Source organism: Duganella sp. SG902, assembly GCF_013376005.1.
Taxonomy (GTDB): Bacteria; Pseudomonadota; Gammaproteobacteria; order Burkholderiales; family Burkholderiaceae_D; genus Rugamonas.
The window spans coordinates 83,504-108,065 of the sequence record NZ_JABMJK010000016.1 but is presented as its reverse complement, the minus strand read 5'-3'; the positions used below and the strand labels follow the sequence as shown (position 1 = coordinate 108,065).

The 24,562-nt window shown below is 65.8% G+C and carries 31 protein-coding genes; 17 read left to right on the top strand and 14 right to left on the bottom strand.

Annotated elements, in window-relative coordinates; all coding sequences use genetic code 11:
• The first annotated feature begins 15 nt into the window (after positions 1–15).
• Complete coding sequence (locus FHW83_RS25575; RefSeq protein WP_176649177.1) at positions 16–543, top strand: hypothetical protein; 528 nt, start codon at positions 16–18, stop codon at positions 541–543.
• Here FHW83_RS25575 and FHW83_RS25570 read toward each other — a convergent pair whose 3' ends face one another.
• Positions 544–1,560, bottom strand: coding sequence for a zinc-binding alcohol dehydrogenase family protein (locus FHW83_RS25570; protein WP_176649176.1), 1,017 nt, complete (start codon positions 1,558–1,560; stop codon positions 544–546).
• A 99-nt stretch (positions 1,561–1,659) separates the two neighbouring features.
• Between FHW83_RS25570 and FHW83_RS25565 the strand changes: the two genes are divergently transcribed.
• Together FHW83_RS25565 and FHW83_RS25560 are read left to right on the top strand one after the other, a co-directional pair.
• A complete protein-coding gene (locus FHW83_RS25565; RefSeq protein WP_176649175.1) occupies positions 1,660–2,559 on the top strand; it encodes a LysR family transcriptional regulator in 900 nt (299 codons plus the stop codon).
• Between the two features lie 86 nt (positions 2,560–2,645).
• Positions 2,646–3,728: an AI-2E family transporter gene (locus tag FHW83_RS25560; RefSeq protein WP_176649174.1), complete on the top strand. Its 1,083-nt coding sequence runs from the start codon at positions 2,646–2,648 to the stop codon at positions 3,726–3,728.
• 72 nt (positions 3,729–3,800) lie between these two features.
• On the opposite strand, the gene FHW83_RS25555 is transcribed toward FHW83_RS25560, so the two are convergent.
• Positions 3,801–4,031, bottom strand: coding sequence for a hypothetical protein (locus tag FHW83_RS25555; RefSeq protein WP_090192292.1), 231 nt, complete (start codon positions 4,029–4,031; stop codon positions 3,801–3,803).
• A 188-nt stretch (positions 4,032–4,219) separates the two neighbouring features.
• Between FHW83_RS25555 and FHW83_RS25550 the strand changes: the two genes are divergently transcribed.
• Genes FHW83_RS25550 through FHW83_RS25540 form a run of 3 tightly spaced genes read left to right on the top strand, consistent with a single transcriptional unit; the run spans position 4,220 to position 6,606 of the window.
• Complete coding sequence (locus tag FHW83_RS25550) at positions 4,220–4,885, top strand: phosphatase PAP2 family protein (protein WP_229224360.1); 666 nt, start codon at positions 4,220–4,222, stop codon at positions 4,883–4,885.
• Between the two features lie 5 nt (positions 4,886–4,890).
• Positions 4,891–5,778 (top strand): diacylglycerol kinase family protein, encoded by an 888-nt coding sequence (locus FHW83_RS25545; protein WP_176649173.1) that lies wholly within the window; start codon positions 4,891–4,893, stop codon positions 5,776–5,778.
• A gap of 9 nt (positions 5,779–5,787) precedes the next feature.
• Positions 5,788–6,606, top strand: coding sequence for a metallophosphoesterase (locus FHW83_RS25540; protein WP_176649172.1), 819 nt, complete (start codon positions 5,788–5,790; stop codon positions 6,604–6,606).
• A 77-nt stretch (positions 6,607–6,683) separates the two neighbouring features.
• On the opposite strand, the gene cls is transcribed toward FHW83_RS25540, so the two are convergent.
• Together cls and FHW83_RS25530 are read right to left on the bottom strand one after the other, a co-directional pair.
• Positions 6,684–8,075, bottom strand: coding sequence for a cardiolipin synthase (gene cls / locus FHW83_RS25535; RefSeq protein ID WP_176649171.1), 1,392 nt, complete (start codon positions 8,073–8,075; stop codon positions 6,684–6,686).
• Positions 8,072–10,075 carry a site-specific recombinase gene (locus FHW83_RS25530; RefSeq protein WP_176649170.1) on the bottom strand — a complete coding sequence of 668 codons (2,004 nt, stop codon included), beginning with the start codon at positions 10,073–10,075 and terminating at the stop codon, positions 8,072–8,074. Before FHW83_RS25530 ends, cls begins: the two co-directional genes overlap by 4 nt.
• A gap of 130 nt (positions 10,076–10,205) precedes the next feature.
• On the opposite strand from FHW83_RS25530, the gene FHW83_RS25525 reads away from it, so the two are divergent.
• Positions 10,206–11,027, top strand: a complete 822-nt coding sequence (locus FHW83_RS25525; RefSeq protein ID WP_176649169.1) for a porin — start codon at positions 10,206–10,208, stop codon at positions 11,025–11,027.
• Here FHW83_RS25525 and FHW83_RS25520 read toward each other — a convergent pair whose 3' ends face one another.
• From FHW83_RS25520 to FHW83_RS25510, 3 genes are all read right to left on the bottom strand, one after another.
• Entirely contained in the window at positions 11,028–11,561 is a 534-nt protein-coding gene (locus FHW83_RS25520) for a DUF3617 domain-containing protein (protein WP_176649168.1), read from the bottom strand.
• Between the two features lie 81 nt (positions 11,562–11,642).
• Entirely contained in the window at positions 11,643–11,789 is a 147-nt protein-coding gene (locus tag FHW83_RS25515; RefSeq protein WP_008446864.1) for a lmo0937 family membrane protein, read from the bottom strand.
• A gap of 78 nt (positions 11,790–11,867) precedes the next feature.
• Positions 11,868–12,476 (bottom strand): glycine zipper 2TM domain-containing protein, encoded by a 609-nt coding sequence (locus tag FHW83_RS25510; protein ID WP_176649167.1) that lies wholly within the window; start codon positions 12,474–12,476, stop codon positions 11,868–11,870.
• 107 nt (positions 12,477–12,583) lie between these two features.
• On the opposite strand from FHW83_RS25510, the gene FHW83_RS25505 reads away from it, so the two are divergent.
• Positions 12,584–13,303 carry a Crp/Fnr family transcriptional regulator gene (locus FHW83_RS25505; RefSeq protein WP_176649166.1) on the top strand — a complete coding sequence of 240 codons (720 nt, stop codon included), beginning with the start codon at positions 12,584–12,586 and terminating at the stop codon, positions 13,301–13,303.
• A gap of 102 nt (positions 13,304–13,405) precedes the next feature.
• On the opposite strand, the gene FHW83_RS25500 is transcribed toward FHW83_RS25505, so the two are convergent.
• Both FHW83_RS25500 and FHW83_RS25495 read right to left on the bottom strand, forming a co-directional pair.
• Positions 13,406–13,630, bottom strand: coding sequence for a glycine zipper 2TM domain-containing protein (locus FHW83_RS25500; protein ID WP_176649165.1), 225 nt, complete (start codon positions 13,628–13,630; stop codon positions 13,406–13,408).
• Positions 13,631–13,736: 106 nt separating this feature from the next.
• Entirely contained in the window at positions 13,737–15,683 is a 1,947-nt protein-coding gene (locus FHW83_RS25495; RefSeq protein WP_176649164.1) for an AsmA family protein, read from the bottom strand.
• Between the two features lie 131 nt (positions 15,684–15,814).
• Between FHW83_RS25495 and FHW83_RS25490 the strand changes: the two genes are divergently transcribed.
• Genes FHW83_RS25490 through FHW83_RS25465 form a run of 6 tightly spaced genes read left to right on the top strand, consistent with a single transcriptional unit; the run spans position 15,815 to position 18,830 of the window.
• Positions 15,815–16,201, top strand: a complete 387-nt coding sequence (locus FHW83_RS25490) for a DUF4398 domain-containing protein (protein WP_373997271.1) — start codon at positions 15,815–15,817, stop codon at positions 16,199–16,201.
• A gap of 17 nt (positions 16,202–16,218) precedes the next feature.
• A complete protein-coding gene (locus FHW83_RS25485) occupies positions 16,219–17,133 on the top strand; it encodes an OmpA family protein (protein ID WP_176649162.1) in 915 nt (304 codons plus the stop codon).
• Between the two features lie 28 nt (positions 17,134–17,161).
• Positions 17,162–17,707: a bacterioferritin gene (locus FHW83_RS25480; protein WP_155466997.1), complete on the top strand. Its 546-nt coding sequence runs from the start codon at positions 17,162–17,164 to the stop codon at positions 17,705–17,707.
• Positions 17,708–17,758: 51 nt separating this feature from the next.
• The gene (locus FHW83_RS25475) at positions 17,759–18,061 is read left to right on the top strand and encodes a YqjD family protein (protein ID WP_176649161.1); all 303 of its coding nucleotides are present in this window, start codon (positions 17,759–17,761) and stop codon (positions 18,059–18,061) included.
• Between the two features lie 6 nt (positions 18,062–18,067).
• A complete protein-coding gene (locus FHW83_RS25470; RefSeq protein WP_373997270.1) occupies positions 18,068–18,451 on the top strand; it encodes a phage holin family protein in 384 nt (127 codons plus the stop codon).
• 10 nt (positions 18,452–18,461) lie between these two features.
• The gene (locus FHW83_RS25465; RefSeq protein ID WP_176649160.1) at positions 18,462–18,830 is read left to right on the top strand and encodes a hypothetical protein; all 369 of its coding nucleotides are present in this window, start codon (positions 18,462–18,464) and stop codon (positions 18,828–18,830) included.
• A gap of 45 nt (positions 18,831–18,875) precedes the next feature.
• On the opposite strand, the gene FHW83_RS25460 is transcribed toward FHW83_RS25465, so the two are convergent.
• The 3 genes from FHW83_RS25460 to FHW83_RS25450 are packed head-to-tail and all read right to left on the bottom strand — an operon-like array spanning position 18,876 to position 19,853.
• Positions 18,876–19,223 (bottom strand): hypothetical protein, encoded by a 348-nt coding sequence (locus tag FHW83_RS25460; RefSeq protein WP_176649159.1) that lies wholly within the window; start codon positions 19,221–19,223, stop codon positions 18,876–18,878.
• A 16-nt stretch (positions 19,224–19,239) separates the two neighbouring features.
• On the bottom strand, positions 19,240–19,392 hold the full coding sequence (locus FHW83_RS25455) for a DUF3309 domain-containing protein (RefSeq protein ID WP_090192273.1): 153 nt from the start codon (positions 19,390–19,392) through the stop codon (positions 19,240–19,242).
• A 17-nt stretch (positions 19,393–19,409) separates the two neighbouring features.
• Entirely contained in the window at positions 19,410–19,853 is a 444-nt protein-coding gene (locus tag FHW83_RS25450; RefSeq protein WP_176649158.1) for a glycine zipper 2TM domain-containing protein, read from the bottom strand.
• 213 nt (positions 19,854–20,066) lie between these two features.
• Between FHW83_RS25450 and FHW83_RS25445 the strand changes: the two genes are divergently transcribed.
• Complete coding sequence (locus tag FHW83_RS25445; RefSeq protein ID WP_176649157.1) at positions 20,067–20,381, top strand: BON domain-containing protein; 315 nt, start codon at positions 20,067–20,069, stop codon at positions 20,379–20,381.
• Positions 20,382–20,448: 67 nt separating this feature from the next.
• On the top strand, positions 20,449–21,576 hold the full coding sequence (locus FHW83_RS25440) for an AI-2E family transporter (protein ID WP_176649156.1): 1,128 nt from the start codon (positions 20,449–20,451) through the stop codon (positions 21,574–21,576).
• On the opposite strand, the gene FHW83_RS25435 is transcribed toward FHW83_RS25440, so the two are convergent.
• A complete protein-coding gene (locus FHW83_RS25435; protein WP_176649155.1) occupies positions 21,562–22,425 on the bottom strand; it encodes a YihY/virulence factor BrkB family protein in 864 nt (287 codons plus the stop codon). The two genes, FHW83_RS25440 and FHW83_RS25435, sit on opposite strands and share 15 nt — an antisense overlap.
• A gap of 88 nt (positions 22,426–22,513) precedes the next feature.
• The gene (locus FHW83_RS25430) at positions 22,514–23,554 is read right to left on the bottom strand and encodes an OmpA family protein (RefSeq protein ID WP_176649154.1); all 1,041 of its coding nucleotides are present in this window, start codon (positions 23,552–23,554) and stop codon (positions 22,514–22,516) included.
• A gap of 291 nt (positions 23,555–23,845) precedes the next feature.
• Here FHW83_RS25430 and FHW83_RS25425 point away from each other — a divergent pair, with 291 nt between their 5' ends.
• Positions 23,846–24,472 carry a winged helix-turn-helix domain-containing protein gene (locus tag FHW83_RS25425; protein WP_373997269.1) on the top strand — a complete coding sequence of 209 codons (627 nt, stop codon included), beginning with the start codon at positions 23,846–23,848 and terminating at the stop codon, positions 24,470–24,472.
• Positions 24,473–24,562: the final 90 nt, after the last annotated feature.

The following is a 24,562-nucleotide window of genomic DNA, read 5'->3' as shown; positions in this document are numbered from 1 at the left end:
CTCGGAGCTGCCATCATGTCCCAATTTTCCACCGGACCCAGCGCGCGGCGTCTGGTCGCCGCTGTCCAAAAACTCGAACGTAACCTGACCACGGCCGGACTGCCGCGCTTCATGGCGCGCCTGCCGGTGTGGTGGCTGTGCTGGCACTACTGCCGCATGCTGGATCAGAAAATCGTCACCATGCGCCGCATCGCCGGCAAGTTTGAACGCTGGGGGCCGGCGATTCGCGAAGCGTCGCCGGTGGCGCACGAAAAGCTGGAGATGCTGGACCTCGACCACAGCATGCGCACCGATATCGAATTCACCAAGGGCTCCATGATGGAGTTGCGCGACTACTGCGCGGACATCGGCCGCATGTTCGACGATCTGGGCTACGACTCGGCCGGCCTGAAGCGCCGGCAAGCCGCGCTGATACAGGTGCTGGAGGATTCCTGCGCCGCCGCCAGCCGCATGCAGGACGCGCTGACGCGGCATGACGAGGCGGTGCTGGCGCGGCTGCGGGCCGAGGCGGACGCCGCGACCGCCGCCGCTGCCCGAGCCTGATCAGAAGCCTTCCAGCACGATCTTCCCCTTGGCGGTGTTGCTCTCGATGAGGGCGTGCGCGCGCTTGAGGTTGGCGGCGTTGATCTTGCCGTAGCGTTCGGCCAGCGTGGTCTTCACCGCGCCGGTCTCCACCAGCCTGGCGACGTCGTTCAGCAACTGGTGCTGCTTCTGGATGTCGTCTGTCTGGAACATCGAGCGGGTGTACATGAACTCCCAGTGCAGCGACACGCTCTTGCGCTTCAGCGTGCGCACGTCGATGGCGGCCGGATCGTCGATCAGCGCGACCTTGCCTTGCGGCGCCACCAGCTCGCCGATGGCGGCCCAGTGGTGGTCGGTCTGGTTCAGCGCCGCCACGTACGTCACCGGTGGCAGGCCGAGGCGGCTGATCTCCTCGTTCAGCGGCTTGCTGTGGTCGATCACGTGATGGGCGCCCAGCTGCTTGATCCACTCGCCGGTCTCCGCACGCGAGGCGGTGCCGATGATGGTCAGGCCGGTCAGCTGGCGCGCCAGCTGCACCAGGATGGAGCCGACGCCGCCCGCCGCGCCGATCACCAGCAGCGACTTGCCTTGCGTGGCGCTGGCGTCGCGGCTCACTTCCAGACGGTCGAACAACAATTCCCAGGCGGTGATGGTGGTCAGCGGCAGCGCGGCGGCCTGCGCGAAGTCGATATTCTTCGGCTTGTGGCCGACGATGCGCTCGTCCACCAGGTGCAGCTCGCTGTTGGTGCCGGCGCGGGTCAGGTCGCCGGCGTACCACACCTCGTCGCCTGGCTTGAACAGGGTGACGTCGGGGCCGACCGCTCGCACCACGCCGGCGGCGTCCCAGCCGATCACCTTGGCCTGGCCTTCGGCCGGGGCGACGTTGCGGCGGATCTTGGTATCGACCGGATTGACCGAAATCGCGCGCACCTCGACCAGCAGGTCGCGGCCGGTGGCTTGTGGCGTCGGCAACTCGATGTCAATCAGCGAATCGGCATGTTCGATCGGGAGGGACTGGCGGTAGGCAATGGCTTTCATGAATTTGCTCCGAAATGGTTGGGATGGGCGTATCATCATTTATTTCGCAGCGGCGAAAAAGAGGCTTTATGGAGAAACACTTTCAAAGAATTGAAGAAAATGCTGAGATTGGATGATTTAACCGTGTTTGTCCGGACCGCCGACCGGGGCAGTTTGTCCGCCGCCGCGCGCGAGCTGGAGATTTCGCCGGCGCTCGCCAGCGCGGCCGTCAAGCGGCTGGAGGGCGAGCTGAAGCTGCGCCTGTTCGCCCGCACCACGCGGTCGCTGCGGCTGACGGAGGAGGGCGAGACCTATCTGCGCCACGCGCGCGAGGCGTTGCGCCTGCTGCAGGAAGGGCACGATGCGCTGACGCAGGGACAGGACACACCGGGCGGCACGCTGAAAATTTCCATGCCGTCAGACCTCGGGCGCAACATGGTGGTCGGGTGGCTGGACGCATTCCAGGCGCTGTACCCCAAGGTCAGCTTCCAGCTCACCATCAGCGACCGCGTGGCGGACATGTACCGGCAGCCGGTCGACATCGCGATCCGCTATGGCGTACAGGAGGATTCCAGCCTGATCGCCTTCCCGCTGGCGCCGGAAAACCGCCGCGTGCTGGTGGCCTCGCCGGAGTACATCCGGCAGTACGGCAAGCTGAACTCGCTGGCCGACCTGTCGCGCCACAACTGCCTGCGCTTCATGCTGGATGACGTGATCCACGACCGCTGGAGTTTTTACCGAGAGGCGGGCGCCGAGCCGGAAGTCATCCACGTCAGCGGCAACCGCAGCGTTGACGATGCGGACGTGGTGCGGCGCTGGGCGGTGGCCGGACTGGGCGTCGCCTACAAGTCGCGGCTGGATCTGAGCGCCGATATCCGCTCCGGGCGGCTGCAGGTGTTGCTGCCCGACGTGCTGGGCGAGCCCACCGCGCTCAACATGCTGTGCATGCACCGTTCGCAGGTCACGCCCACGGTGCTGCAGCTGCGCGACTTCCTGCGCGGCCAGTGTGAAAAAGCTTAAGGACGCCTGAAATCGGTCATTGGTGTGGTGGCATTGCGACGAAATGCGCTTACCATAGCGGCAATAAGAACATTCGGGAGAGAGCAATGACCGAAACCCAGCGCGATATCCTGAGCGCCGGTTTTTCGCTGGCGCTGATCGCATTGGCCGCCTTCGTGACGCACCGCTTCTTCCTGCCGCTGATCTGGGCCGGAATCTTGTGCGTGGCGACCTGGCCGCTGTACCTGCGCATGCGGGCGCGCTTCGGCCGGCATGACATCATCGCGGCGGCCGTGCTGACCTTGCTGATGGCGGCCGTGTTCATCGTGCCGGTGCTGCTGGGCGTGACGCAGGCGGCGCGGCAGGCGCCGGAGCTGGCCAACTACGTGGTCACGGCCAACACCGACGGCATCCCTGTGCCGGCCTTCATCCACCACCTGCCGGTGATCGGCGACGCCATCACGGACTGGTGGCAAGCCACGCTGAGCCAGCCGCACGGCCTGGCGCACCTGATGTCCGAGCGCCAGATCAACGGCTTCCATTCGGCCAGCGACATGCTCAAGGTAGCGGGCGTGGGCTTCATGCACCGGCTGGTCGATTTCGGTCTGGCCTTCCTGTGCCTGTTCTTCTTCTACAAGGACGGCGAGGTGCTGAACCGGCAGATCAGCGCCATCGGCAGCCATTGGCTCAGCCCCGAGCGCTGGCTGCATTACGCGCAAAAAATCCCGACCGCCATCCGCGCCACCGTCAACGGACTGGTGCTGGTGGGCCTGGCGGAAGGCGTGCTGATCGGTATTGGCTATGCGTTGGCCGGCTTGTCCTCGCCGGCGCTGTGGGCGGCGGCGACCGGCATCCTGGCCATCATTCCTTTCGGCGCGCCGCTGGCGTTCCTGAGCGCGGCCGGCCTGCTGGCCTTCAATGGCGCGCTGCCCGCCGCCATCGGGGTGGCGGTGTGGGGCGGCGTGGTGCTGTTCGTCGCGGATCACTTTGTACGGCCAGGCATCATCGGCAACGCCACGCGGCTGCCATTCCTGGCCGTACTGTTCGGCATACTGGGCGGCGTCGAAACGCTGGGCCTGGTGGGACTGTTTATCGGTCCGGTGGTGATGGTGCTGTTTGTAACGCTGTGGCATGAGGCGCATCCGGTGGAGGCGCGGGATGTCGGCTCGCCAGTTGCCAAACCCAGGTGAGGAGCGCTAGCGAGGCGGCGGCGTTGGCCGGCCTGTCATGCGACTGGGTGGGGCAACTGGCACCGGCAACCATTAGTGAGCCTTCGATTTCGACAGGATCAGCAGCCAGCGGCGGAACAGCAGGACTTCCAGATGGCCAGCCTGCACGCCGGTGTCGCATTCCATGATCGGGTTCACCGCGTAGAAGCGCTTGCGGAAGTCACGGCACACCATCATTTCGCGTTTGCCCATGCGAACCATGAAAGAGGTAGGCAGGTATTCCAGACCGAAGCGGGAACCATAGCTGCTGTTCAAAGTGCTCATGTGAATTCCTTTTTGTTGGTGATGTGTTGATCGAGGAGTTCAGAATAGCACAACTACTGTATGAATAAACAGGTACTGTGCAAATAAACAGTAAATTCGTTGTTTCGTGGTTTTTAGGCCAACTTCATCGGCAGACCAAGCGGGAGGACCAAATTTCTAACAAATTGCTTAGTTTCGTGGAGGCAAGATTGTCTCCGGGCGGCGAATTCGGCCTGCACCTGACCGTGGGCATGGTGTTGCTGGTGATTTCCGGATGGGTATTCCATGAACTGGCCGAGGCGGTGATGGGGCAGGAGGCCATCACGCTGTTGGACCATCAGGTGGCGCACTGGTTCAACGCCCATGCGTTCGAACCGCTCACCGGCTTCATGCTCGGCATCTCGCTGGCCCATTCGGTGGCCGGCATGGTGCTGCTGTTTGGCGTCTTCGCGCTGCATCTGTGGCGCTCGCGGGAGCGTTACTGGCTGCTGGCGCTGGCGTTCGCGGTGCCGGGCGGGATGCTGCTGAACGTCGCGCTCAAGCATGTGTTCCAGCGCACCCGGCCGGTGTTCGAGGAACCGCTGGTGACGCTGGCGACCTACAGCTTCCCCAGCGGCCACACCACGGCGGCCACCTGCTTCTACGGCCTGCTGGCCAGCTATCTCGTGATCGCCCGGCCGGCGTGGAATGTGCGCTTGGGAACGGTGGCGTTCTGCCTGACGATGGTATTGTTGGTGGCGTTGAGCCGCGTCTATCTGGGCGCGCACTATGTCAGCGACGTGCTGGCCGCGATGGCGGGCAGCGTGGCGTGGCTGGCCGTTTGCATCACCGCCATTTCCACCTTGCGCCGCCGGCGCGAAGCGAAAACAATATAAATCGTATGGATCAAATCGTCGTCATTGTGAATGCCAGCGCCGGCCTGGGCTACTGCGGCGGCTGGACCGCCGCGCTGTCCGAGAAGTTCCGCGCGCAGGGCGTGGAGGCCGACATCACGCTGGCGAAAAGCGGCGAGGAGATGATCGCCCGCGCCGAGCGCGCCGTGGCCGAGGGCGCGCCCGTGGTGGTGGCGGGCGGCGGCGACGGCACCATCAACGCCGTGGCCTCGGTGCTGGCCGGCACGACGACGCGGCTGGGCGTGCTGCCGCTGGGCACCCTGAATCACTTCGCCAAGGACTTGAAGATCCCGCTGGATCTGGATGAGGCCGTGGCCAACGTCGTGCATGGGGTCGCCATCAAGGTGGATGTGGGCGAAGTCAACGGCCGCATCTTCCTGAACAATTCCAGCCTGGGAATCTACCCCGACATCGTGCGCGACCGCGAGCAGCAGCAGCGCCACCTCGGCCGCGCCAAGTGGCCGGCGTTCGGCTGGGCGCTGTTCGCCGCGCTGCGCCGGTTTCCCTTCCTCAGCGTGCGGCTCAGGATCAATGGCGAGGAACATCTGCGGCGCACGCCGTTTGTCTTCATCGGCAACAACGAATACCTGCAAGGCTTGACGCTGGGCGCGCGCGAGCGGCTGGACACCGGCAAGCTCTGCCTGTACGTGGCGCAGAAGCCGACCCGGCTCGGTTTGCTGCGCTACGCGCTGCACGCGTTGTTCGGCAAGCTGCGCGAGGCGCGCGACTTCGACGTGCTGTCGTCGCCGGAGCTGACCATCGAGACGCGTCACCAGCGCCTGCGGGTGGCGACCGATGGCGAGGTCACGCTCATGAGCCCGCCGTTGTGCTATCGTTCAAGGGCATCGGCGCTGACCGTGATCGTGCCGGCCTAGGAGGGGAGCATGCGCACCATCGTCCATTTATCCGATCTGCATTTCGGCCGCGTCGACCAGGACTTGCTGCGGCCCCTGCAGGAACTGGTGACCCGGCTGGCGCCGGACGTGGTGGTGGTCTCGGGCGACCTGACCCAGCGCGCCAGGACCGAGGAGTTCAAGGCCGCGCGCGCGTGGCTGGACACCTTGCCGGGGCCGCAGATCGTGGTGCCGGGCAACCACGACATCCCGCTGTACAACGTCGCCAGCCGCTTCCTGACGCCGCTGCGCAAGTACACGCGCTACGTCACGCTCGACCTGGCGCCGGAATATGTGGACGAGGAGATCGCCGTCCTCGGCATCAACACCGCGCGCTCGCTGACGTTCAAGGATGGACGTGTCAACAAGGAGCAGCTGGCGCAGATGCGTCAGCGCATGCAAGCGGTGGGGCCGGATCACACGCGCATCATCGTCACCCATCATCCGTTCGACCTGCCGGACAACTTCGACCCGGACGACCTGGTCGACCGCGCGCCGATGGCGATGCAGGCGTTCGCCGAGTGCGGCGTGGACGTGTTGCTGGCCGGGCACCTGCATTCCAGCCACGCGGGCAACAGCGCGCATCGCTACAAGATCAGCGGTTACGCGGCGCTGGTGGTGCAGGCCGGCACGGCCACGTCGACGCGCGGGCGCGGGGAGTCCAATTCCTTCAATGTGCTGCGCGTCGATCCGGATGATGTGCGGGTCGAGCGCTATAGCTGGATCGAGGGCACGGGCAGCTTCGAGCCGGTCCACACGGAATGCTTCCGCCGCAGCGGGGATGTCTGGTCGCTGGCGGCCGAGGCGTAACCCGGTCATTCCGGCGAAAGCCGGAATCCATGCTGAGCACGCGTTCCATGGGTTCCGGCTTTCGCCGGAACGACCGGTCAGAGCCAGTAGTTCATGAAGCACGCCGCCCATTCCTTCATGCGGTTGACCAGCGGCCGGTCGCGCCATTGCTCCAGCGTGATGACGTTGGAATCCTTGATGTCCTCCTGGAACGCCTTTTCCATCTCCACCCCGAACGCCTCGCCCATGACGATCACGTTGATCTCGCTGTTGTGCAGGAAGCTGCGGGTGTCGATGTTGGTCGAGCCGACCGTCGACCAGGCGCCATCGATAACGGCGGTCTTGGCGTGCAGCACGGCCAGCTTGAGCTGGTAGATCTTCACGCCGGCCGACAGCAAATCGTCGTAGAACGCGTGGCCTGCATAGAACACCAGCCCGCTGTCGGACACGCCCGGCAGCACGATCTTGACGTCCACGCCGCGCCTGGCCGCCGCGATCAGCGCGTCCACGGTCTGGCGGTCGGGCACGAAGTAGGCCGAGGTGATGTGGATGGACTTCTTCGCTTCCTGGATCGCCAGCGCGTACGCCTTGTAGATCTCAAACTTGCCGCCCGGCTCGCTGCCGAGCACGCGCACCACCTTGTCACCGGCGATCACCGGCTTGGGGAAGTAGTCGGCCTCGGGCAAGTCGTCCTTGTCCTGCGAGGCCCACTGGCGCACGAACAGCCACTGGAACGCCTGCACCGCCGGCCCCTCGACCTTGATGTGGGTGTCGCGCCAGCCCACCTGCGACTTGTCGGTCGGCTTGGAGGACGAGCGGAACAGCGAGCTCTTGGCGTAGGTCGCGCTGATGTTGATGCCGCCGGTGAACGCCACCTTGCCGTCGACGATCAGCACCTTGCGGTGGTCGCGGTTGTTAAGCTTCCAGCCGTCGCCGCTGACCTTGGCGGGATTGACCGGATTGAATTCGATCAGGCGGATGCCGGCCTTGCGCATGCGCGCGAAGAACTCGGCCGGCACGCCGATGGTGCCGACGCTGTCGTACAGGATATTGACGGTCACGCCTTGCTGCTGCTTCTCGATCAGCGCGTCGGCAAACTTCAGGCCCAGCTCGTCCTGGTCGAAGATATAGGTCTCGAGGTTGATGTGATTGCGCGCGGCCGCGATCGCCTTCAGCATCTCCGACATGGTTTGCGGGCCGTCGAACAGCAGGGTGCATTTGTTGCCGGCGATGAGGGGTACGCCGGTGGCCGCCTCCTCCAGCGCCGCCTGCTGTTGCAGGTCGAGCGTGCCCTTGGACCAGCGCTTGGCCAGCAGGGCCTTGGTGCGCGCGTCGCTCAGTTCGCCGTTCGGGCCCTTGACGGTGGGCGCGGCCGGCGCGTCGATCTTTTCGTTCAGCCCGGTCACATTCGGCAACGAGGCACAGGCGCCCAGCAAACCCCAGCACATCAGCAGGACAGGGAGCCAGAAGCGCATGTGCACCGATTTCATTTGTCGACCTTTTCGATGAGTTGGTTATCGTCTTTCGGCCCGAAGAAGAACGCGACCGGCCCCTGCCGGAACTGGCGGCCCAGCGCCTTGAGCAGCAGCCAGCCATGCTTGAAATGGACGTTGCGCGAACGCAGCGCCACCCACAGGGCGAGACCAAAGCTGACCAGCAGGTTGACTGTCCCTATGGAAAGGAAACCTGCCACCGAGGTCACAACCAGTTCCCAGCTGACATTGTGATCGAGTCCAACAATCGCTGTCGCAAAGTTGGCGGACGAGAACGTCACGTGCCGGATGTCCAGCGGCACCCCCAGCACGAAGCCGATGAACGGCATCACGCCGAGCAGGATGCCGAAGCAGAAATTCCCCATCAGCCCGCCCAGATTGTTCTCCAGGTAGACGCCCAGCCGGTCCAGCCGTTCCTGGCCCAGCAGCCAGCCCAGGCCGCGCAGCTGCGAGATGCGTTGCGCCCAGCGCGTGTACAGCGCCTTGTTGTCGTAGTAGCCCGAGATCAGCCCGGCCACGAACAGGCAGACGCCGGCGATGGCCGCGTAGATCAGCGTGGGCGCGTGGATCGGGTCGATGTCGTGCAGCAGGTGCATGGCTTTCTCCGGCGACACCAGGTGGTGGCCGGTCAGCCACGGCCACGCCATCGCGATCAGCCACGCGGTCGGGATGCACACCGCCAGGTTGCCCAGCACCGCCATGTTTTGCGTGCGGATCACCTTGGCGCACAGCTCGGCCATGCTGTCGATGTCGATGTTGCGGCCGTCCCTGGAGTGCAGGCCGGAGGCGATGCGCGAGGCGGTCATGGCCGGCTGCTTGGTCGCCACCGTGAAGTGCAGCAGGTGGATGAACACGAAGCCCAGCGAGTAGTTCATGCTGAACAGGAAGGCTTCCACCAGCGGCGCCGCGCGCAGGTAGGACAGCAGGATCTTGAACAGCGCCATGAAGCCGATCACCAGCCCGGCGCCGGCCGACGACACGAACATGGCGCGCAGCTCCTTGCGGCTGTCGGCCACGTAGTGCTCGCCGGTGTGGCTGGCGTTCTCGGTGACGTTGCGCGCCAGCAGGTCGACGTTGTCGCGCAGCAGGTCGCGCACCATGTATTTGTTGTTGTGCGCCTCCACCAGCTCCAGTCCCAGCGCCACCGCCGCGTGGCGGCGGTCGCCGTCGTGCTGGCGGTCGACCAGCCACAGCAGCTTGCGCATGCGGTCCAGGCTTTGCGTCAGCGACACCAGCAGGTAGGTGAGGGCGATACTGGTGCCCTGGCTCAGCGCTTTCTTGCGGATCCTGGCGATCACGCCGTCGCACTGGTCCAGCATCACCAGCAGGTGGCGGCTGTCCTCCAGCGCCACGTCCTCGCCGGCCAGCCTGCGCTGATAGGCGTCGAGCCAGGCGTTGAGCTCGAAGTTCTGCACCATGAACGGCGATTCGTAGGTTTCCATCTCGGTGTGGAAATTGGTCAGGCGCGGCTCCAGGCCGATGGCGCACACGCGGTAGGACAGGGTGCGCAGCGCGTCCAGCAGGCCGGGCAGCATCAGGTTGGGCTCGCGCGGCGCGTCGGCGCGCTGCTCGGCCTTGCAGACCACGTCGCACAGCGCCAGCCAGTCTTCGGCCGGCACGGCGGCCATCCACAGGTAGTCGGTGCGCTTGTAGACGATCTGGTCCAGCGCTTCGCTCAGGTAGTCGTTGCCCAGCGCGGGCGGCAGGATGCGGTAGGCGATGCGCGTGCGCAGCTCGGAGAAGAAGCCGTCGTTCGACAGCACGCCGATCTCGGTGTACAGGCTGGCGTGGCGGCGCGCGGCGATCAGCGTGCGTGCGTAACCGCGCAGGGCCACGGCGTGCGCGGGATTGCCTTTCAACAGTTGACACAAGGTGCGCACGTTGGCGGTGGCGCGGGCGCCGTCGCTGGCGCGCTGGGGGCGGAGGGTGTCGAACAGCGCGACCATCAGGCCGATGTCGCTGCTTTCCGCGTCGATTTTTTCGAGGATTTCTAACATGCGGCGAGTATAGCCAGCGCCGCCCGGCTTGTATGTACGCTGGCGTACATAGATTTCCGTTGCGCAATCTGACCGGTGCGTGATCATGCGCACAGAAGGCCTTACGGCGCGGGCCTACACTGAAGCCATCATGAAAACCGCACTTGCCACCCTTGCCCTGATTGCACCCCTGGCTGCGATAGCGCAGACCGAGGTGTACCGTGCGCTCGATCCCAAGGCGCCGGGTGTGCAGTTGTCGGACCGCGAGCTGCTGGATTTGCTCGACAGTCCGTTCGGCATGGTGACCACCGGCCGCCAGTACAACCTGGTGGACGACACCGAGGTCGGCATCAACAAACGCTACGACAGCTCGATGAAATTCAAGTCGCCGCGTTCACGCAGCGGCTTCGTCGGTTCGCTGACGTACAACGTGGGCGAGGCGCCGTTCAACACCTGGGTCAACCGCGCCTACAGCGCCACGCTGGGCTATGAAAAGGGCCGGGTCAGTCTGAGCATCACGCACCAGCGCAAGGAGAACATGCTGGACGCCACCGGCACCACGCCGCCGGTCGACCAGTCGGCGCGCAATTCGCTGGTGGTGGCCAATGTCGACTTCGGCCGCTTCATCGGCTACGCCGCCTACGGCCTCAGCCGGGGCGACGCCGGCATGCAGTGGGATGAAACCAATCCCTACGGCGCGGTGGCGCTGCGCTATCCGTCCACCAACAGCCGCGACGTGCTGGTGGGCGTGGCGGTGCCGCGCGGCGCCACCACCTTCCTCGCCTCCTACATCAAGAAGGACGACCGCGGTCTGGCCGACCGCGACGCCACCCAGTTCGCGGTTGGCGCCAGCTATGCGTTCTCGCGCCGCAGCAATGTGTACGCGTCGTTCGCCACCATCCAGCATCGCACCGGCCCCATGGGCGGCGGCAGCGATCGCGCCGTCAACGTCGGCTTCAAGCACGCTTTCTGATCACTTCGGCCGGGCCGGGCAGGTGTCGCCGAGCCAGCGCCCGGTCGACTCCACCGTGGCGTTTTGCGGGCCCGCGCCGCTGTTGTTGATGACGTTCATGGTCATGGTGTAGGCCTGGTCGCCATTGAAGCGGATCTGGCCGGTGCCGCTGGAGGCCGGATTGGTGCAGGTGAAGGACACGTTCATGCCGCCCGCCACCGGCTGCTGGGTCGAGGTGCACTTGCCTTGCTGATTGAGCGGCAATTCCTTGCGCGCGGCCATCTCAGGCGTGACGCAGGCGGTCAGCGTGAGGCCGCCGTCACCGCCCGCCTTGGGCATGGAGATGCCGTTCTGCGCCATCATCGCCTCCATCTGCGCGCGCTGGGCCGGCGGCAGCGCCGCCAGCTGGGACAGCGCCGCGCTCACGGCCTGGTCGGTCTGGGCGTTGCCGGTCCTGACCTTGTTATTCAATTCCCACAAGCCGGGCTTGATGGACGTTTGGGCGGCGGCGTGGGCGGCGGCCGCCATCGCCAGCGTAAGCAAAAGACGTTTCATGGAACCTCCCAAAAACACGAGCATAAACGAAAACGGCGCCGGTTGAACCAGGCGCCGCTTAATCGAAGGCGGGGAAGGCCGCTACACGCCGCGTCCGCTAATCAGGCGCAGCAGCACCATGATGATGGCGACCACCAGCAGAATGTGGATGAAACCGCCGATGGTGTAGGAAGTTACCAGACCCAGCAGCCACAGGATGAGCAGCACTACAGCGATGGTGTAAAGCATGATTATCTCCTCAGGTTGTGTTGAAATGATTATCGGGCCTTGCCGTCGTGAATTCTGTACGCTGCCGTACCTTGGCCCTTAGTCGAGCGGACGCAACTGGCCTTTCACCACGCGCACCGAATCGCCCGAGCGCCACGACGGTTGCGACGACTGGTGGAAGGTGCGTTTGTTGCCGTTGTCCATGCGCACCACGATGTCCCAGGTGTGGGTGGTTTTCATATTGCCCTCGATCTGGTTGCCGGCCACCGCGCCGCCCACCGCGCCGGCCACGGTCGCCAGCTGGCGGCCGTGGCCGCTGCCGACCTGGTTGCCGAGCAGGCCGCCCAGCACCGCGCCGCCCACCGCGCCCACGCCGCTGCTTTGCGGACGGTGCTCGATCGCGCGCACCGACTCGACCACGCCGCAGTTGGCGCACGGCGCCTGGCGGCCTTCCTGTTCAGCTTGTTGGCCCGGGCCTTGCTGGGCCAGCGCTTGGCTTGGCGCCGGCGGCGGCGCGGCGTTGGCGTAGGCGGCTGGCGGCGCTTGTTCCGACGCCGGTGGCATGCCGCTGACTTTCTCCGGCACGGTGGCGTTCGAGGTCGGCAGCCAGCCCAGGATGGCGGCGCTGCCGACGCCGCAGAACAGCACCACCGCCACGGCGGCGATGACCATGATCGGGTGGGTGGCTGGTTTGTTTGGGGTGTCCATGAGATGTCCTTTGTTATTTATTGAGGCATACATTTTCCTGCAGGACATCTAATCCTTCCGTGCGTCACCGTACATACAGAGCAAAATATTGCCTTTACGCTGGTTCCATGCATACCACGACTTCACCCTCCACCGACCCCGACCGCGTGCCGCCACGGCTGGCGAACAACCGCCTGCTGGCGAGCCTGCCGGACGACGACCAGCTGCAGCTGGCGGAGCGCTGCGAGACGGTGCGGGTCGAGAACGGCCAGCTGCTGTCCGAGCCGGGCAAGGAGATGCGCTACGTGTATTTCCCCATCGATTGCCTGATCTCGCTGCTGGGGGTGGCCGAGGGGCGCATGACGCTGGAGGTCGGCTCGCTGGGGCGCGAGGGCATGCTGGGCGCCTCGGTGGTGCTGGGGCACGAGCAGGCCCAGGTGCGCGCGGTGGTGCAGCGCTCGGGGCGCGTGTACCGCATGGCGGCCGGCGACTTCGTGACCGAGTTCCATCGCATGGAATCGCTGCAGCGCCTGCTGCACCGCTACACCGACACCATGCTGGCGCAGGCGATCCAGATCGCCGTGTGCAGCCGCTTCCACGTGCTGGAGGCGCGGCTGGCGCGCTCGCTGCTGATCACGCGTGACCGTCTGCAGTCCGATAAATTCCATCTGACCCACGAGTTCCTGGCCCACGCGCTGGGCGTGCGCCGCGTGGGCGTCACCAAGGCGGCCAGCGCGCTGCAGCAGCAGAAGCTGATCACCTACAGCCGCGGCAATATCGAGATTCTCGACGCCGCCGGGCTGGAGTCGGTCTCCTGCCACTGCTACGATTTGTTCAAGGAGAAGTGACAACGTCATTCCGGCGCAGGCCGGAATCCATGGAACGCTGGCGCTTGGCTCAGCATGGATTCCGGCTTGCGCCGGAATGACGTTGCTTGGGTTGGTGGTGATTTAACGCGGCGGTTTTTGCACCTGGTTGCCGATCACGCCGCCCACGGCCGCGCCGCCGACGGTGCCGACCGCGCTGCCGCCGGTCAGGACCGAGCCGGCCACGGCGCCGACGCCGGCGCCAATCGCGGTGTTCTTATCCTGGGCCGACATGTTGGCGCAGGCGCTCAGGCCCAGGGTGGCCGCCAGCACGGCGGCGGTTGCTGCAACTCGCTTGATGTTGTTCATGATGTTCTCCTCTGGCAGGCTAGGCGCGGTATTGCGCCATCACCGATGGTCACAGGCTACCGAATCGGTCCGCGCGCTTCCGTTCGCCACCACACATAGAGGGCCATCAGCGCGCCGTCAGGGCCTGGCAGCCGCCGGTCTCGCCGGGGCCGGTGCTGACCAGCGGCACGATGGCGGCCACCGGCGCCACCACCGCCAGCGCCAGCGCGCCGCCGGCGCGCAAGGCCAGCGTGCCCTTGTCGACGCTGATGTCGGGCTGCTTGAAGGTGCCGCGCACATAGATCGGCGCGCGCAGCGAGATCACGCGCATGCTCTTGGCGTCCGGCCGCACGGTCAGGTCGAGCCGCTCGTCGGCGAGGTTGACTGTGCCGCCGATGTCGATGCGGGCGTCGGCGGTGTCGACCACGAACAGGCGCGACCTCATCAGGCCGTTGGTGACGGCGAAGTCGGTCACCATGCAGTTGAGCTTGACCTGCTGGTCGCCCGCCAGCTTGGTCAGCACCACGCTGCCGATGTTCAGGCCCATGGCCTCCAGCATCAGCTTGCTGACGCTGCCCTGGTTGACCACGCCCTTGAGCTCGCCATTGGACGCGCCCAGCAGGCTGGCCACCGAGTTACCGCTGGCTGACAGCGAGACGTCGGCGTTGACCTCGCCCACGGTGGCCTGCATGCCCTCGATGGCCGGGAACAGCTGCTTGAGCTGCAGGTGGCGCGCGTCGGCCTTCAGCTCGGCGCGGATGGCGTGCGGATTGATCTTGCCGCTGCCGTCGAGCATCACGGTGGAGTTGAAGCGGCCGCCGGCGATGTCGAAGTTGAGCGGCGTCAGCGCCAGCACGCCGTCCTTCATGTGGATCTGCGTGTCGAGGTTGTGGATCGGCAGGTCCTGGTTGCGCGTGATGCGCGCGGCCTTGAAGTTGACGTCGGCGTCGATCGCGGTCCAGCGCTCGGTGCGGAAGGTTTCCACCGGCAGCACCCGGTTGCCGGGCTGGACCGTCTCGGCGCCGCGCGCCTCCTTGCTGGCCTTGGAGTCGGCGCCGATCAGCGGTCCCAGGTCCGACACCTGCAGCAGCTGCGACTGCACGCTGCCGCTCAGCAGCGGGCGCGGCTGGCCGGTCTTGAAGTCCAGCTTGCCGCCGATGTCGCTCTGGCCGACCTTGCCGGTGAAGCGCTCGTAGATCCAGTGGCTGGCGTTGGCGCCGAGGTTGCCGGTGAGGTGGCCCTCGGTGGCGAATGGCGGCGTCTCCGGCAGCAGCACGCCGGTCAGGCCGTACAGCCGCGCCATGCTGGGGCCGGACAGCTTGAGCCGCATGTCCAGCGCCGCCAGCGCGGCCGGCTTGGTCAGCGTGCCCTCGAAGCTGATGCTGGTGCCGCCAACGTTGAGGCTGGCCGCGAGCGGGAAGGGCGTGCTCTGCCGCTGCAGCGACAGCACCGCGCCGGCCTTGCCGGCGCCGCTCACGTCCTGCTGGTTCCACTTGCCGCGCAGCTGCCAGGCCACGCCGTAGCGGGCGTCGTCGATGGTGTCGACCTGGGCGCTGGCGTCGACGTGGGTCATGGCGTCGATGTAGCGCACCGTGCCCTTGGAGAACACCACGCTGTGCACGTCCAGCGTCCAGGCCGACGGCTGGTCGTCGCGCTTGAAGGTCCAGTTGTTGCGGCCGTCGGCGTCGCGCTGCAGCAGCAGGGCCGGGTTGTCGAAGCGCAGCTCGGGGATCTCGATGCGCCGGCGCAGCAGCGGCAGCGGCTCGATGGCGAACGCGAACTGGTCGACGCTGACCATCTCGGCCGGCGCGCTCATGCCTCGCGGATTGCCGATGCGCACGTCCCTGGCCACGAGGTGCGGCAGCGGCAGCCAGCGGCCCTGCTGGCGCCACGCCAGCGTCACCTCGCCGCGGATGGCGAACGGGCGCTCGATCGCGGCGCTGATCCTGTCGTTGAGCCAGGGGCGCGCGCGGTTCCAGTCGTACTGGCTGAGCGCGACGACGGCGGCCACGGGCAGGGTCAGCGCCACGGCGCTGACGGCAAGGGCGATGCGGGTACGGCGGGGTAGGGGCATGAGGCGGAGCGGCGGAAAGTGATAGTTGCATCATTTTACACATTCCGTTTTTGTGCGTCACCGTACTGATGCTGGACAGCCATGGGCTTATAAATACGCTCATCCCAAACATTTTGAGGAGAATAATAATGATGACCATGAACACCCAATGGCAAATGTTGTGCGGCATGGCCGTGCTGTTCGGCCTGGGCGGTTGCGCCAGCGACAAGGCCCCGGCCACCGCCGACGTGGCGGTCTCGCGCGCCGCCGTGGCGTCCGCCACCAGCGCCGGCGCCGCCGAGCTGGCGCCGGCCGAGATGCAGTCGGCGCGGGACAAACTGATGCGCGCCAACCAAGCGCTGGCCGCGCGTGACTACAAGACCGCGCAGGACCTGGCCACCCAGGCCTCGGCCGACGCGCAACTGGCGCAAAGCAAGGCCACCTCGGCCAAGGCCACCAGCGCCGCCGACGAGCTGCAACAAAACATCCGCCTGCTGCGCGAGGAGCTGCAGCGCGCCAACGCCACCAGCCAGCAATAAGATCAAGGGAGCCCATCATGAAAAAACTCGCCCTGCTGCCCACCGCGTTCGCCGTCTCGATGCTGTTCGCGGCCTGCAGCACCACCCCCACCACCACGACCCAGCTGGACCAGGCGCGCAGCGACTTCAGCGCCGCCCAGGGCAACCCGTCGGTGGCCGCCAACGCGCCGCTGGAATTCAAGGCCGCCGCCGACGCGCTCGATCGCGCCAACGCCGCCGCCGCCCAGAAGGAAAGCCTGAACGAGATCGACAAGCTGGCCTACATCGCCAAGCAGAAGATCGCCACCGCGCAGGAGGTGGCCAAGGCCAAGCAGGCCGAGGCCGACGTGGCCAACGCGGCCCGCCAGCGCGACGAGATCCGGCTGCAGGCGCGCACCGCCGAGGCCAACAACGCCCGCGTGAGCGCCGAGCGCGCCAAGTCGCAGGCCGAGCAGGCCAAGGCCGACGCCGACGCCGCCCGCCTGCAGGCCGAGGCGGCCGCCAATTCGGCGCGCGACGAGGCGGCCAAGAACGCCGCCCTGCAGCAGCAGCTGGCCGACCTGCAGGCCAAGCAGACCGAGCGCGGCATCGTGATCACCCTCAGCGACGTGCTGTTCAACGTCGACCGCGCCGAGCTCAGCGCCGAAGGCATGCGCACCGCGCAAAAGGTGGCCGACGTGCTGATGCAGGAACCGCAAAGCGTGGTGCTGGTCGAAGGCTTTACCGACAGCACCGGCACCGCCTCGCACAACCTGGAACTGTCGCAGCGCCGCGCCGAATCGGTGCGCAGCGCCCTGATCGGCCTGGGCGTGCCGCCCGGTAAGATCGGCACGCGCGGCTACGGCGAGGCCTATCCCGTGGCCAGCAACGCCGACGCCGGCAGCCGTCAGTTGAACCGCCGGGTGGAGATCGTGCTGTCGCAAAACGGCGCCCCGATCGCCAACCGCCGCTAATTTTTCATCAACGAGGAAGGAACACCCCATGGCTGAATCTACCCCAACCGGCATTGATGTCGAAGCCATCCGCGCCGCCGCCCGCAACCTGGAGGACGGGCCGGTGACGGCCGGCTACCAGGGCGACCGGCGCGCCGTCGTGCAAATGCTCAACGAGGCGCTGGCCACCGAGCTGGTGTGCATCATGCGCTACAAGCGCCATTACTACACGGTGTCCGGACGCGAGAACGCCGGCATCAAGGCCGAGTTCCTCGAGCACGCGCAGGAGGAGCAGGAACACGCCGACTGGCTGGCCGAGCGCATCGTCCAGCTGAACGGCGATCCCGATTTCAATCCGGCAACATTGCTCGCACGCAGCCATGCCGAGTATGATGCGTCAGAAGACGTACAATCGATGGTGCGCGCCAACCTGATCGCCGAGCGCGTGGCCATCGAGTCGTACCGGCAAATGATCGCCAAAATCGGCGACAGCGATCCGACCACGCGCCAACTCTTGATCAAGATCATGGCGGTGGAAGAAGAACACGCCGACGATATGCGTGATCTGCTTGACGAACACGGGAAGGCGGCGTGAGCCCATTTGCTGTACAGTTTTCACATCAACAACCACAACAGGAGCTTCATCATGCTGGAACAAAACATCAGTACCGTGAATAACGACGTGAAAACTCTGGTTAAGGATGCCCAGGCCTTGTTCACCGCCGCCACCGCGCTGACCGGTGAAAAGGCCGAGGAACTGCGCGGCCGCGGCATGCGCGCGCTGGACACCGCGCTGGCCAAGGCCCACGAGGCCCAGGTCAGCGCCGTGGCCGCCACCAAGGAGGCCGCCAAGCACGCCGACGAGTACGTCAAGGAGAACCCTTGGCGTTCGATCGCGGTGGCGGCCGGCGTCGGCCTGCTGATCGGCGTCATCATCGGCCGCAAGTAAGCCACCGTGTCCCAAGACGAAGCTAATCGTCCGCCGGGCCTGATCGCGTCGCTGGGCCTGGTGGCCCGCAACGCGGTCGGCCTGTTGCTCAACCGGCTGGAACTGGCCGCGCTGGAGCTGGCGGGGGTGCGCGACCATCTGCTCAAGCTGGTGCTGGTGTTCGCGCTGGCGGTGCTGCTGGGCGGTTTCGCGCTGGTGTACGCCACGGTCACCGTGGTCTACCTGGCGTGGGCCGCGATCGGCTGGCTGATCCTGCCGATCATCACGGCGGTGTTCCTGCTGGTGGCCATCGGCCTGATCCTGTACGCGCGCGCCATGCTGAAGAGCGGACAGTTGTCGCTGCCGGCCACCATGGCCGAGCTTAAGTCCGACCGCGACATGCTGGTATGAGGAGTGGCAGATGAGCAAGCACGAGGATCCGGCCGCGTTGGCGGCCGAAAAGCAAAGACTGATACGCGAGGGCGAGCTGTACCGCATCAAGGTGGTGCACGCGAAGGCGCTGGTGGCGCAGGCGCTGCAGCCGGACGCGCTGCTGCATGGCGCGGTCGACCACGCGGTCGGGCTGGCGCAGGCGCGCCTGGGCGGCCTGCTGCAGCCGGGCGGCCTGAGCGGCATTAATTTCAAGTCGCTGATGCCGTACGCGCTGACCGTCGGCTCGTTCATCGCGCGCAAGCGCCTGATCAAGCCGGCGCTGGCGCTGGCCGTGGTGGCCGGGGCCGGCGTGGCCTGGCTATTCAGGCGCAAGAGCGCGCCGCTGCAGGACGAGTGAAACAAGGCCGCTTCCAGAAGCGGCCTTGTTGTTGGTGGGGCTTGCTTATTGGCTTTGCTGGCTTTGCGTCTGCTGGCTTTGCGCCAGCAATTGCGGCACGTTGGCCAGATCGTGTTGATAGGTGGCCTGCGCGTCCTTCAGGCAGGCGCCGCGTTCGCTCGCCGGCCCCTTGTTGCAGGCCTGCCTGGCCTCGGCCAGCGCGGCGCCGATTTCCTTGCGCAGCGTGCGTTCCTGCGCGGCCCGGGTGGTGTCCGGCCGCGACCAGCGCGTCGGCTCGCCCTTGGCGATTTCCTGGTGTTGTTGCTGGACATTCTGCGGTGGCGTGGTGTCCTGCGCGTGCACGGCCAGCGCCGTGCACGCCATCATCACGCCGGTGACGATGTGACGAAGCATGATGTTCTCCTGGTTGTCATAGCCTGCCAGTGAGCAGCATAATCAGCAGGATCACGACGATCAGGCCCGTGATGCCGCTGGGCGCATAGCCCCAGTTGCGGCTGTGCGGCCAGGTCGGCAGCGCGCCGATCAGCGCCAGAACCAGAATGATCAGAATAATGGTGCCCATGGCATTCTCCTAGGTTGTTAGTAGCGGTACAGACGGCCGTCGATCAGGCGCACGCGGTTGCCCACGCGCAGATCGTAAATGCTGTCCTGCTGGACGATGCGGTAGTCGCCGTTGTCCATGCGCACGCTGATCTGGTATTCCTGCTTGCCGGCGTTGCGGTTGTTCTCGACGTTGTTGCCGACCACCGCGCCGCCGACGGCGCCGGCCACGGTGGCCGCCGTGCGGCCGCTGCCGGAACCGACCTGGTTGCCGAGCAGGCCGCCGATCAGGCCGCCGGTGACGGCGCCCACGCCGGAGCTGCCGCGGGCCTGGGTCACCTGGATCGAATCGATGGTGCCGTAGGTGGCAGCGTCATTGCTGATATAGCCGATCTGTTGCGGCTGCTGGCGGTCGCTGGCGCAGCCGCTCAATACGGCAACGCCGGCGAAGACCGCGGCGGCAATCGTAGTTGAGCGTTTCATATTGTCCTCCTGGAAAAGTGTGATGCCAGCATAGACAGCCCACGCCGCCGGGTCTGTGCGATTACGCACGATGCGGCGCGTGGCGATTTTTGTACGCTACCGAACAGAGAAGCGCGGTGAAGCGGCGTTTAATGGCGACATCGGTAGCAGAGACGGCAAGACGTCCCGCTGGCTGACAAACTCATTGTTCCCATTACTCCAAGGAGAATCGCCATGAAAATCGCACATAAAATCGCTACTGCCCTGTTCACCGTGTCGCTGCTGGGCGCCATGACCGGCTGCGCATCGACCTCGACCAAGGAAGGCACCGGCGAATATGTCGACGATTCCGTCATCACCACCAAGGTCAAGGCCAGCATCTTCAACGAGCCGACCCTGAAATCGACCGAGATCAACGTGGAAACCTTCAAGGGCACCGTGCAGCTGAGCGGCTTCGTGGCCCAGCCCGAGGACATCGCCAAGGCCGGCGAAATCGCCCGCGGCGTGAAAGGCGTGACCGCCGTGAAAAACGACATCCACGTCAAGTAATCAAGTACCGGTATCTCCGCAGCCCCGCCGGCGCGCATGGACGCGCCGGCAATTCTTGTGAGCCAACATGAACCAGCCCGCAGAGGATCTGGATGCTCCTCGTATGCCCTTGCATGTCCACGCGCGCGGCCTGGCGCTGGGCGTGATCGCCACGGTGGCGTTTCTGTACGCGCTGCAGTGGTCCCGCAATTTCCTGGTGCCGCTGGTGCTGGGCATCCTCATCACTTACACCCTGAGTCCGCTGGTGTGCTGGCTGGAACGCCTGCGCATTCCGCGCCTGGTCGGCGCCACGCTGGTGACGGCCGCCATCCTGGGCGGCTCGGCGCTGGTGATCGACAAGGTGCAGGGCGAATTCCAATCCATCGTCGATGAACTGCCGACCGCCGGCCACAAGCTGTCGCGCCTGCTGTCGGAGCGCCTGCACAGCGGCGGCCCCAGCGCCCTGCAGCGCATCCAGGACGTGGCGGCCGAGCTGCAGCAAGCCACCGCCGGCGCCCAGGAACGGCGCGCCGCGCGCCGCGCCACGCCGTCGCCGCCGTCGGAGGCGTTCCCGGTGATGAACTGGATCTGGGCCGGCTCGATGGGCGTGGTCGGCTTCCTGAGCCAGGCCACCATGGTGATCTTCCTGGTGTTCTTCCTGCTGCTGTCGGGCGACACCTTCAAGCGCAAGCTGGTCAAGCTGACCGGGCCGTCGCTGACCAAGAAGCGCATCACCGTGCACATCCTCGAGGACATCAACAGCTCGATCCAGAAATACATGCTGATGCTGCTGGTGACCAACGCCGCGCTGGCGCTGCTGATGTGGGTCGCGCTGCGCTGGGTCGGGCTGGAGAACGCCGGCGCCTGGGCCATCGTGGCCGGGCTGCTGCACCTGATGCCTTACTTCGGGCCGCTGCTGATCATGGTGGCGACCGGCGTGGTGGCCTTCCTGCAATTCGAATCGCTGCAAATGAGCCTGCTGGTGATGGGCGCCTCGCTGGCCATCGCCACCCTGATCGGCACCGTGGTGGCGACCTGGATGACCGGCCGCTTCGCCCGCATGAACGCGGCGGCGGTGTTCGTCAGCCTGCTGTTCTGGGGCTGGTTGTGGGGCGTGTGGGGCCTGTTGCTGGGCGTGCCGCTGACGGTGATCGTCAAGGTGGTGGCCGAGCGGGTGGAGGGGATGGGGGTGGTGGCCGAGCTACTGGGCGAGTGAGCTGTGGCGCAGGCTGCCCAGCTGCAGCGCGTACTGGCGCGCGAACTCGGCGCCGAGGAAGAAGATCTGCGCCGAGTAGTACACCCACAGCAGCAGCGCGATCAGCGAGCCGGCCGCGCCGAAGCTGCTGGCCACGCCGCTGTTGCCGATGTAGGCGCCGATCGCATATTTCCCCAGCGTGAACAGGGCGGCGGTGCCGAGCGCGCCGATGCTGACGTCATGCCAGGACAGCTTGACGCGCGGCAGCATCTTGAAGATCACGCCGAACAGCGCGGCGATCACCAGGAAGCTGATCGCCGCGTTCAGCACCGTCAACACCAGGCCGGCCTCGTTCCACAGGCCGCCCCAGTATTTCTCCAGCAGCGTCAGCGCGGCGCTGACCACCAGCGACACCATCAGCAGGAAGGCCAGCACCAGGATCATGCCGAACGAGAGCAGGCGGGTGCGCACAACGTTCCACACGGTGCCGTGGGTGAGCGGCGGCACCTGCCAGATGGCGTCGAGGCTGTCCTTGAGCTCGGCGAACACGGTGGTGGCGCCGAACAGCAGCAGGCCGCCCGCCACCAGCGTCGCCAGCCGGCCTTCCTCCTTGTTGCGCGCGCCCGCCAGCACCAGCTGGATGGCCTCCGCGCCCTGCGGGCCGACCAGGCCGCGCAGCTGGGCGAACAATTCCCCCTGGGCCGCCTGCGGGCCGTAGAACCAGCCGGCGATGGCCAGCACCAGCACCAGGATGGGCGCCAGCGAGAACAGGGTGTAGAACGCCAGCGCCGCGCCCATGCTGCCGCCGCGGTGTTCGAACCATTCGAGGACGGTGCATTTGAGCACCTGGAATAAGCTGGCTGGTTTCATGGCTGCCCCAAAATGAAAAAGGGGCCGGACCCCGCGTGGGATCCGGCCCTGGCCGCACAGGGTGCGGGATTGCCGGGACGCCGGCGCCTTACTGCACGCGGCGCTCGATGGTGATCTGCTCCACCTCGACGCGGCGGTTAGGCTCCAGGCACTTGATCAGGTCGGCGCGCTTCTTGTCGTTGCACTCGACCACGGGGTTGGACTCGCCCTTGCCGACGGCGGTCAGGCGGTTGGCGGCCACGCCCTTGCTCACCAGGTAGTCCTTGACCGCGTTGGCGCGGCGTTCGGACAGCTTCAGGTTGTACTTGTCGCTGCCGAGGCGGTCGGCGTAACCGCTGATGGTGACGTCGCTGATGCCGCTGTTGGCGTTGAGCACGTTGGCGATCTCGTCCAGTTTGGGCTGGTTCGGGTTGAGCTTGGCGCTATTGAACGCGAACAGCTCGGTGGCCGACATGGTCACCTTCTCGAAGCGCGCCGGCGGTGGTGGCGGCGGCGCTGGCGGGGCTGGCGGCGGTGGCGGCGGTTCCTGCACCACCGGCGCTGGCGGCGGCGCCGGTGGCGCCGGGCGTGGCGGCGCGCTGAACGCGATGTTCAGGCCCACCGTTGCGTAATAGTTATTGCTCTTGCTGTTGGGGAACTCATCGCCACGGATGAAGCCGTGCACGTTGCGGATGTCGGCCTGCAGCGCCACGCGCTCGCTCAGGTCGGCCTGGAAGCCGATGCCAGCGCTCAGGTAGGGCGAGGTTTTCTTGCGCTCGACATCGCCGAGCAGGTTCACCTTGTCGCGCTCGGCGCCGACGCCGACCAGGATGAAGGGCCGGAAGCTCTTGCGCGAGAACATGTACAGGCCGTCCACGCCCAGCGTTTCCTGCTGGTAGCGCTGGTTGTTTTCCCGCGAGCGGGCGTAGGTGTAGCCGGTCTGGATGTCCCAGTTTTCATTGACGGCTTTGCCGAACTTCAGGCCGGCGCCATAGCCGCGTTTGTCCACGCCGAAGTCGGAGTCGGGCTTGACGCCGTTGACGCTGGGCTGGATGTACCACGAGGGGTTGATGACCGGATCTTGGGCCATGGCGGAGAACGACGCACACAGGGCTGCGGCGGCGAGGGCAATCTTCTTGGATTTATTCACAGGTGAGCTCCCGATTGGTAACGAAAAAGTTTCACTGCCAGCAATGTTGTCGTATCGCTGTTGGACCGAAGATTAGGGAAGTTGGTGCGCGCTCACCGTTCGCTACCGCACAAAACTTTGAGCTGTATCAAATTTTTTACATTTCTCGAAACTTAATCGTCCGGCATTTGTCCCAGCTTAAGGTTAAAGATCTTTCAATAATGTTCGTTGCCGCACAGACCGGGACGGGGCAAACGGGCATTCTTAGGCCTAACGCACACCACATCAGGCATCAATTTAAGGAGTGATCCCATGCACGCAGTCAGCAAACAACAAACCATGGTCCAGAACGAGATGAAAGCCTCGCCGGAAATGCAATCCACCACGGCCCGCTTGACGCTGATGGACCGTTCGACCCCGGCGCCGCTGGACCGCAAGCCGGGTTTGTCGATGGCCTCGATCGAGCGCGTGCGTTCGACCTCGGCCACGCTGCGCCGCATTGAAAACATGCAAAAGCTGATCGCGGAGCTGAGCCAGCACGAAATGCTGGCCGATGAAATCGCCTGGTTCCTGAAGTTTTCGCCGTCCGGCGCCCGCAAATACATCCGCGACCTGCGCGAGGCCGGCGTGATCGAGCTGGCGCGCTACGTCGAGGGCACCGCCACCTATCTGGGCAAGGCGGTCTACCAGCTGACGCCCGACCCGGAGCGCATCGCCGCCTTCCTGGCCGCCATCGCCCAGCCGAAACGCGAAGGCGCGCCGCCGCGCAAGGAACGTCCGGGCCTGCGCGAGCAAGCCATGGCCGGCAGCGGCCGCCACTTCCACATCCTGGCCGACGACACCCACTACGCCATCCGCGTCAACCGCGGCCCGGTGATGCGCGATCCGCTGGTGGCGGCCCTGTTCGGCAGCCCGGAGTCGCAGCAAAAAGCCGAATAAGCGGCGCGAGCTTCCCGCCGGCCGCCGGGGTATGATGTTTGCGTATTGAAATGCAAACATGCAACCCCAACTATTCCGTCACGACATGAC

Bases quoted from the DNA above. Each gene is read 5' to 3' on its own strand.
- FHW83_RS25575 (WP_176649177.1), top strand. From the start codon at position 16: ATGTCCCAATTTTCCACCGGACCCAGCGCGCGGCGTCTGGTCGCCGCT.
- FHW83_RS25570 (WP_176649176.1), bottom strand. From the start codon at position 1,560: ATGAAAGCCATTGCCTACCGCCAGTCCCTCCCGATCGAACATGCCGAT.
- FHW83_RS25565 (WP_176649175.1), top strand. From the start codon at position 1,660: ATGCTGAGATTGGATGATTTAACCGTGTTTGTCCGGACCGCCGACCGG.
- FHW83_RS25560 (WP_176649174.1), top strand. From the start codon at position 2,646: ATGACCGAAACCCAGCGCGATATCCTGAGCGCCGGTTTTTCGCTGGCG.
- FHW83_RS25555 (WP_090192292.1), bottom strand. From the start codon at position 4,031: ATGAGCACTTTGAACAGCAGCTATGGTTCCCGCTTCGGTCTGGAATAC.
- FHW83_RS25545 (WP_176649173.1), top strand. From the start codon at position 4,891: ATGGATCAAATCGTCGTCATTGTGAATGCCAGCGCCGGCCTGGGCTAC.
- FHW83_RS25540 (WP_176649172.1), top strand. From the start codon at position 5,788: ATGCGCACCATCGTCCATTTATCCGATCTGCATTTCGGCCGCGTCGAC.
- cls (WP_176649171.1), bottom strand. From the start codon at position 8,075: ATGAAATCGGTGCACATGCGCTTCTGGCTCCCTGTCCTGCTGATGTGC.
- FHW83_RS25530 (WP_176649170.1), bottom strand. From the start codon at position 10,075: ATGTTAGAAATCCTCGAAAAAATCGACGCGGAAAGCAGCGACATCGGC.
- FHW83_RS25525 (WP_176649169.1), top strand. From the start codon at position 10,206: ATGAAAACCGCACTTGCCACCCTTGCCCTGATTGCACCCCTGGCTGCG.
- FHW83_RS25520 (WP_176649168.1), bottom strand. From the start codon at position 11,561: ATGAAACGTCTTTTGCTTACGCTGGCGATGGCGGCCGCCGCCCACGCC.
- FHW83_RS25515 (WP_008446864.1), bottom strand. From the start codon at position 11,789: ATGCTTTACACCATCGCTGTAGTGCTGCTCATCCTGTGGCTGCTGGGT.
- FHW83_RS25510 (WP_176649167.1), bottom strand. From the start codon at position 12,476: ATGGACACCCCAAACAAACCAGCCACCCACCCGATCATGGTCATCGCC.
- FHW83_RS25505 (WP_176649166.1), top strand. From the start codon at position 12,584: ATGCATACCACGACTTCACCCTCCACCGACCCCGACCGCGTGCCGCCA.
- FHW83_RS25500 (WP_176649165.1), bottom strand. From the start codon at position 13,630: ATGAACAACATCAAGCGAGTTGCAGCAACCGCCGCCGTGCTGGCGGCC.
- FHW83_RS25495 (WP_176649164.1), bottom strand. From the start codon at position 15,683: ATGCCCCTACCCCGCCGTACCCGCATCGCCCTTGCCGTCAGCGCCGTG.
- FHW83_RS25490 (WP_373997271.1), top strand. From the start codon at position 15,815: ATGACCATGAACACCCAATGGCAAATGTTGTGCGGCATGGCCGTGCTG.
- FHW83_RS25485 (WP_176649162.1), top strand. From the start codon at position 16,219: ATGAAAAAACTCGCCCTGCTGCCCACCGCGTTCGCCGTCTCGATGCTG.
- FHW83_RS25480 (WP_155466997.1), top strand. From the start codon at position 17,162: ATGGCTGAATCTACCCCAACCGGCATTGATGTCGAAGCCATCCGCGCC.
- FHW83_RS25475 (WP_176649161.1), top strand. From the start codon at position 17,759: ATGCTGGAACAAAACATCAGTACCGTGAATAACGACGTGAAAACTCTG.
- FHW83_RS25465 (WP_176649160.1), top strand. From the start codon at position 18,462: ATGAGCAAGCACGAGGATCCGGCCGCGTTGGCGGCCGAAAAGCAAAGA.
- FHW83_RS25460 (WP_176649159.1), bottom strand. From the start codon at position 19,223: ATGCTTCGTCACATCGTCACCGGCGTGATGATGGCGTGCACGGCGCTG.
- FHW83_RS25455 (WP_090192273.1), bottom strand. From the start codon at position 19,392: ATGGGCACCATTATTCTGATCATTCTGGTTCTGGCGCTGATCGGCGCG.
- FHW83_RS25450 (WP_176649158.1), bottom strand. From the start codon at position 19,853: ATGAAACGCTCAACTACGATTGCCGCCGCGGTCTTCGCCGGCGTTGCC.
- FHW83_RS25445 (WP_176649157.1), top strand. From the start codon at position 20,067: ATGAAAATCGCACATAAAATCGCTACTGCCCTGTTCACCGTGTCGCTG.
- FHW83_RS25440 (WP_176649156.1), top strand. From the start codon at position 20,449: ATGAACCAGCCCGCAGAGGATCTGGATGCTCCTCGTATGCCCTTGCAT.
- FHW83_RS25435 (WP_176649155.1), bottom strand. From the start codon at position 22,425: ATGAAACCAGCCAGCTTATTCCAGGTGCTCAAATGCACCGTCCTCGAA.
- FHW83_RS25425 (WP_373997269.1), top strand. From the start codon at position 23,846: ATGCACGCAGTCAGCAAACAACAAACCATGGTCCAGAACGAGATGAAA.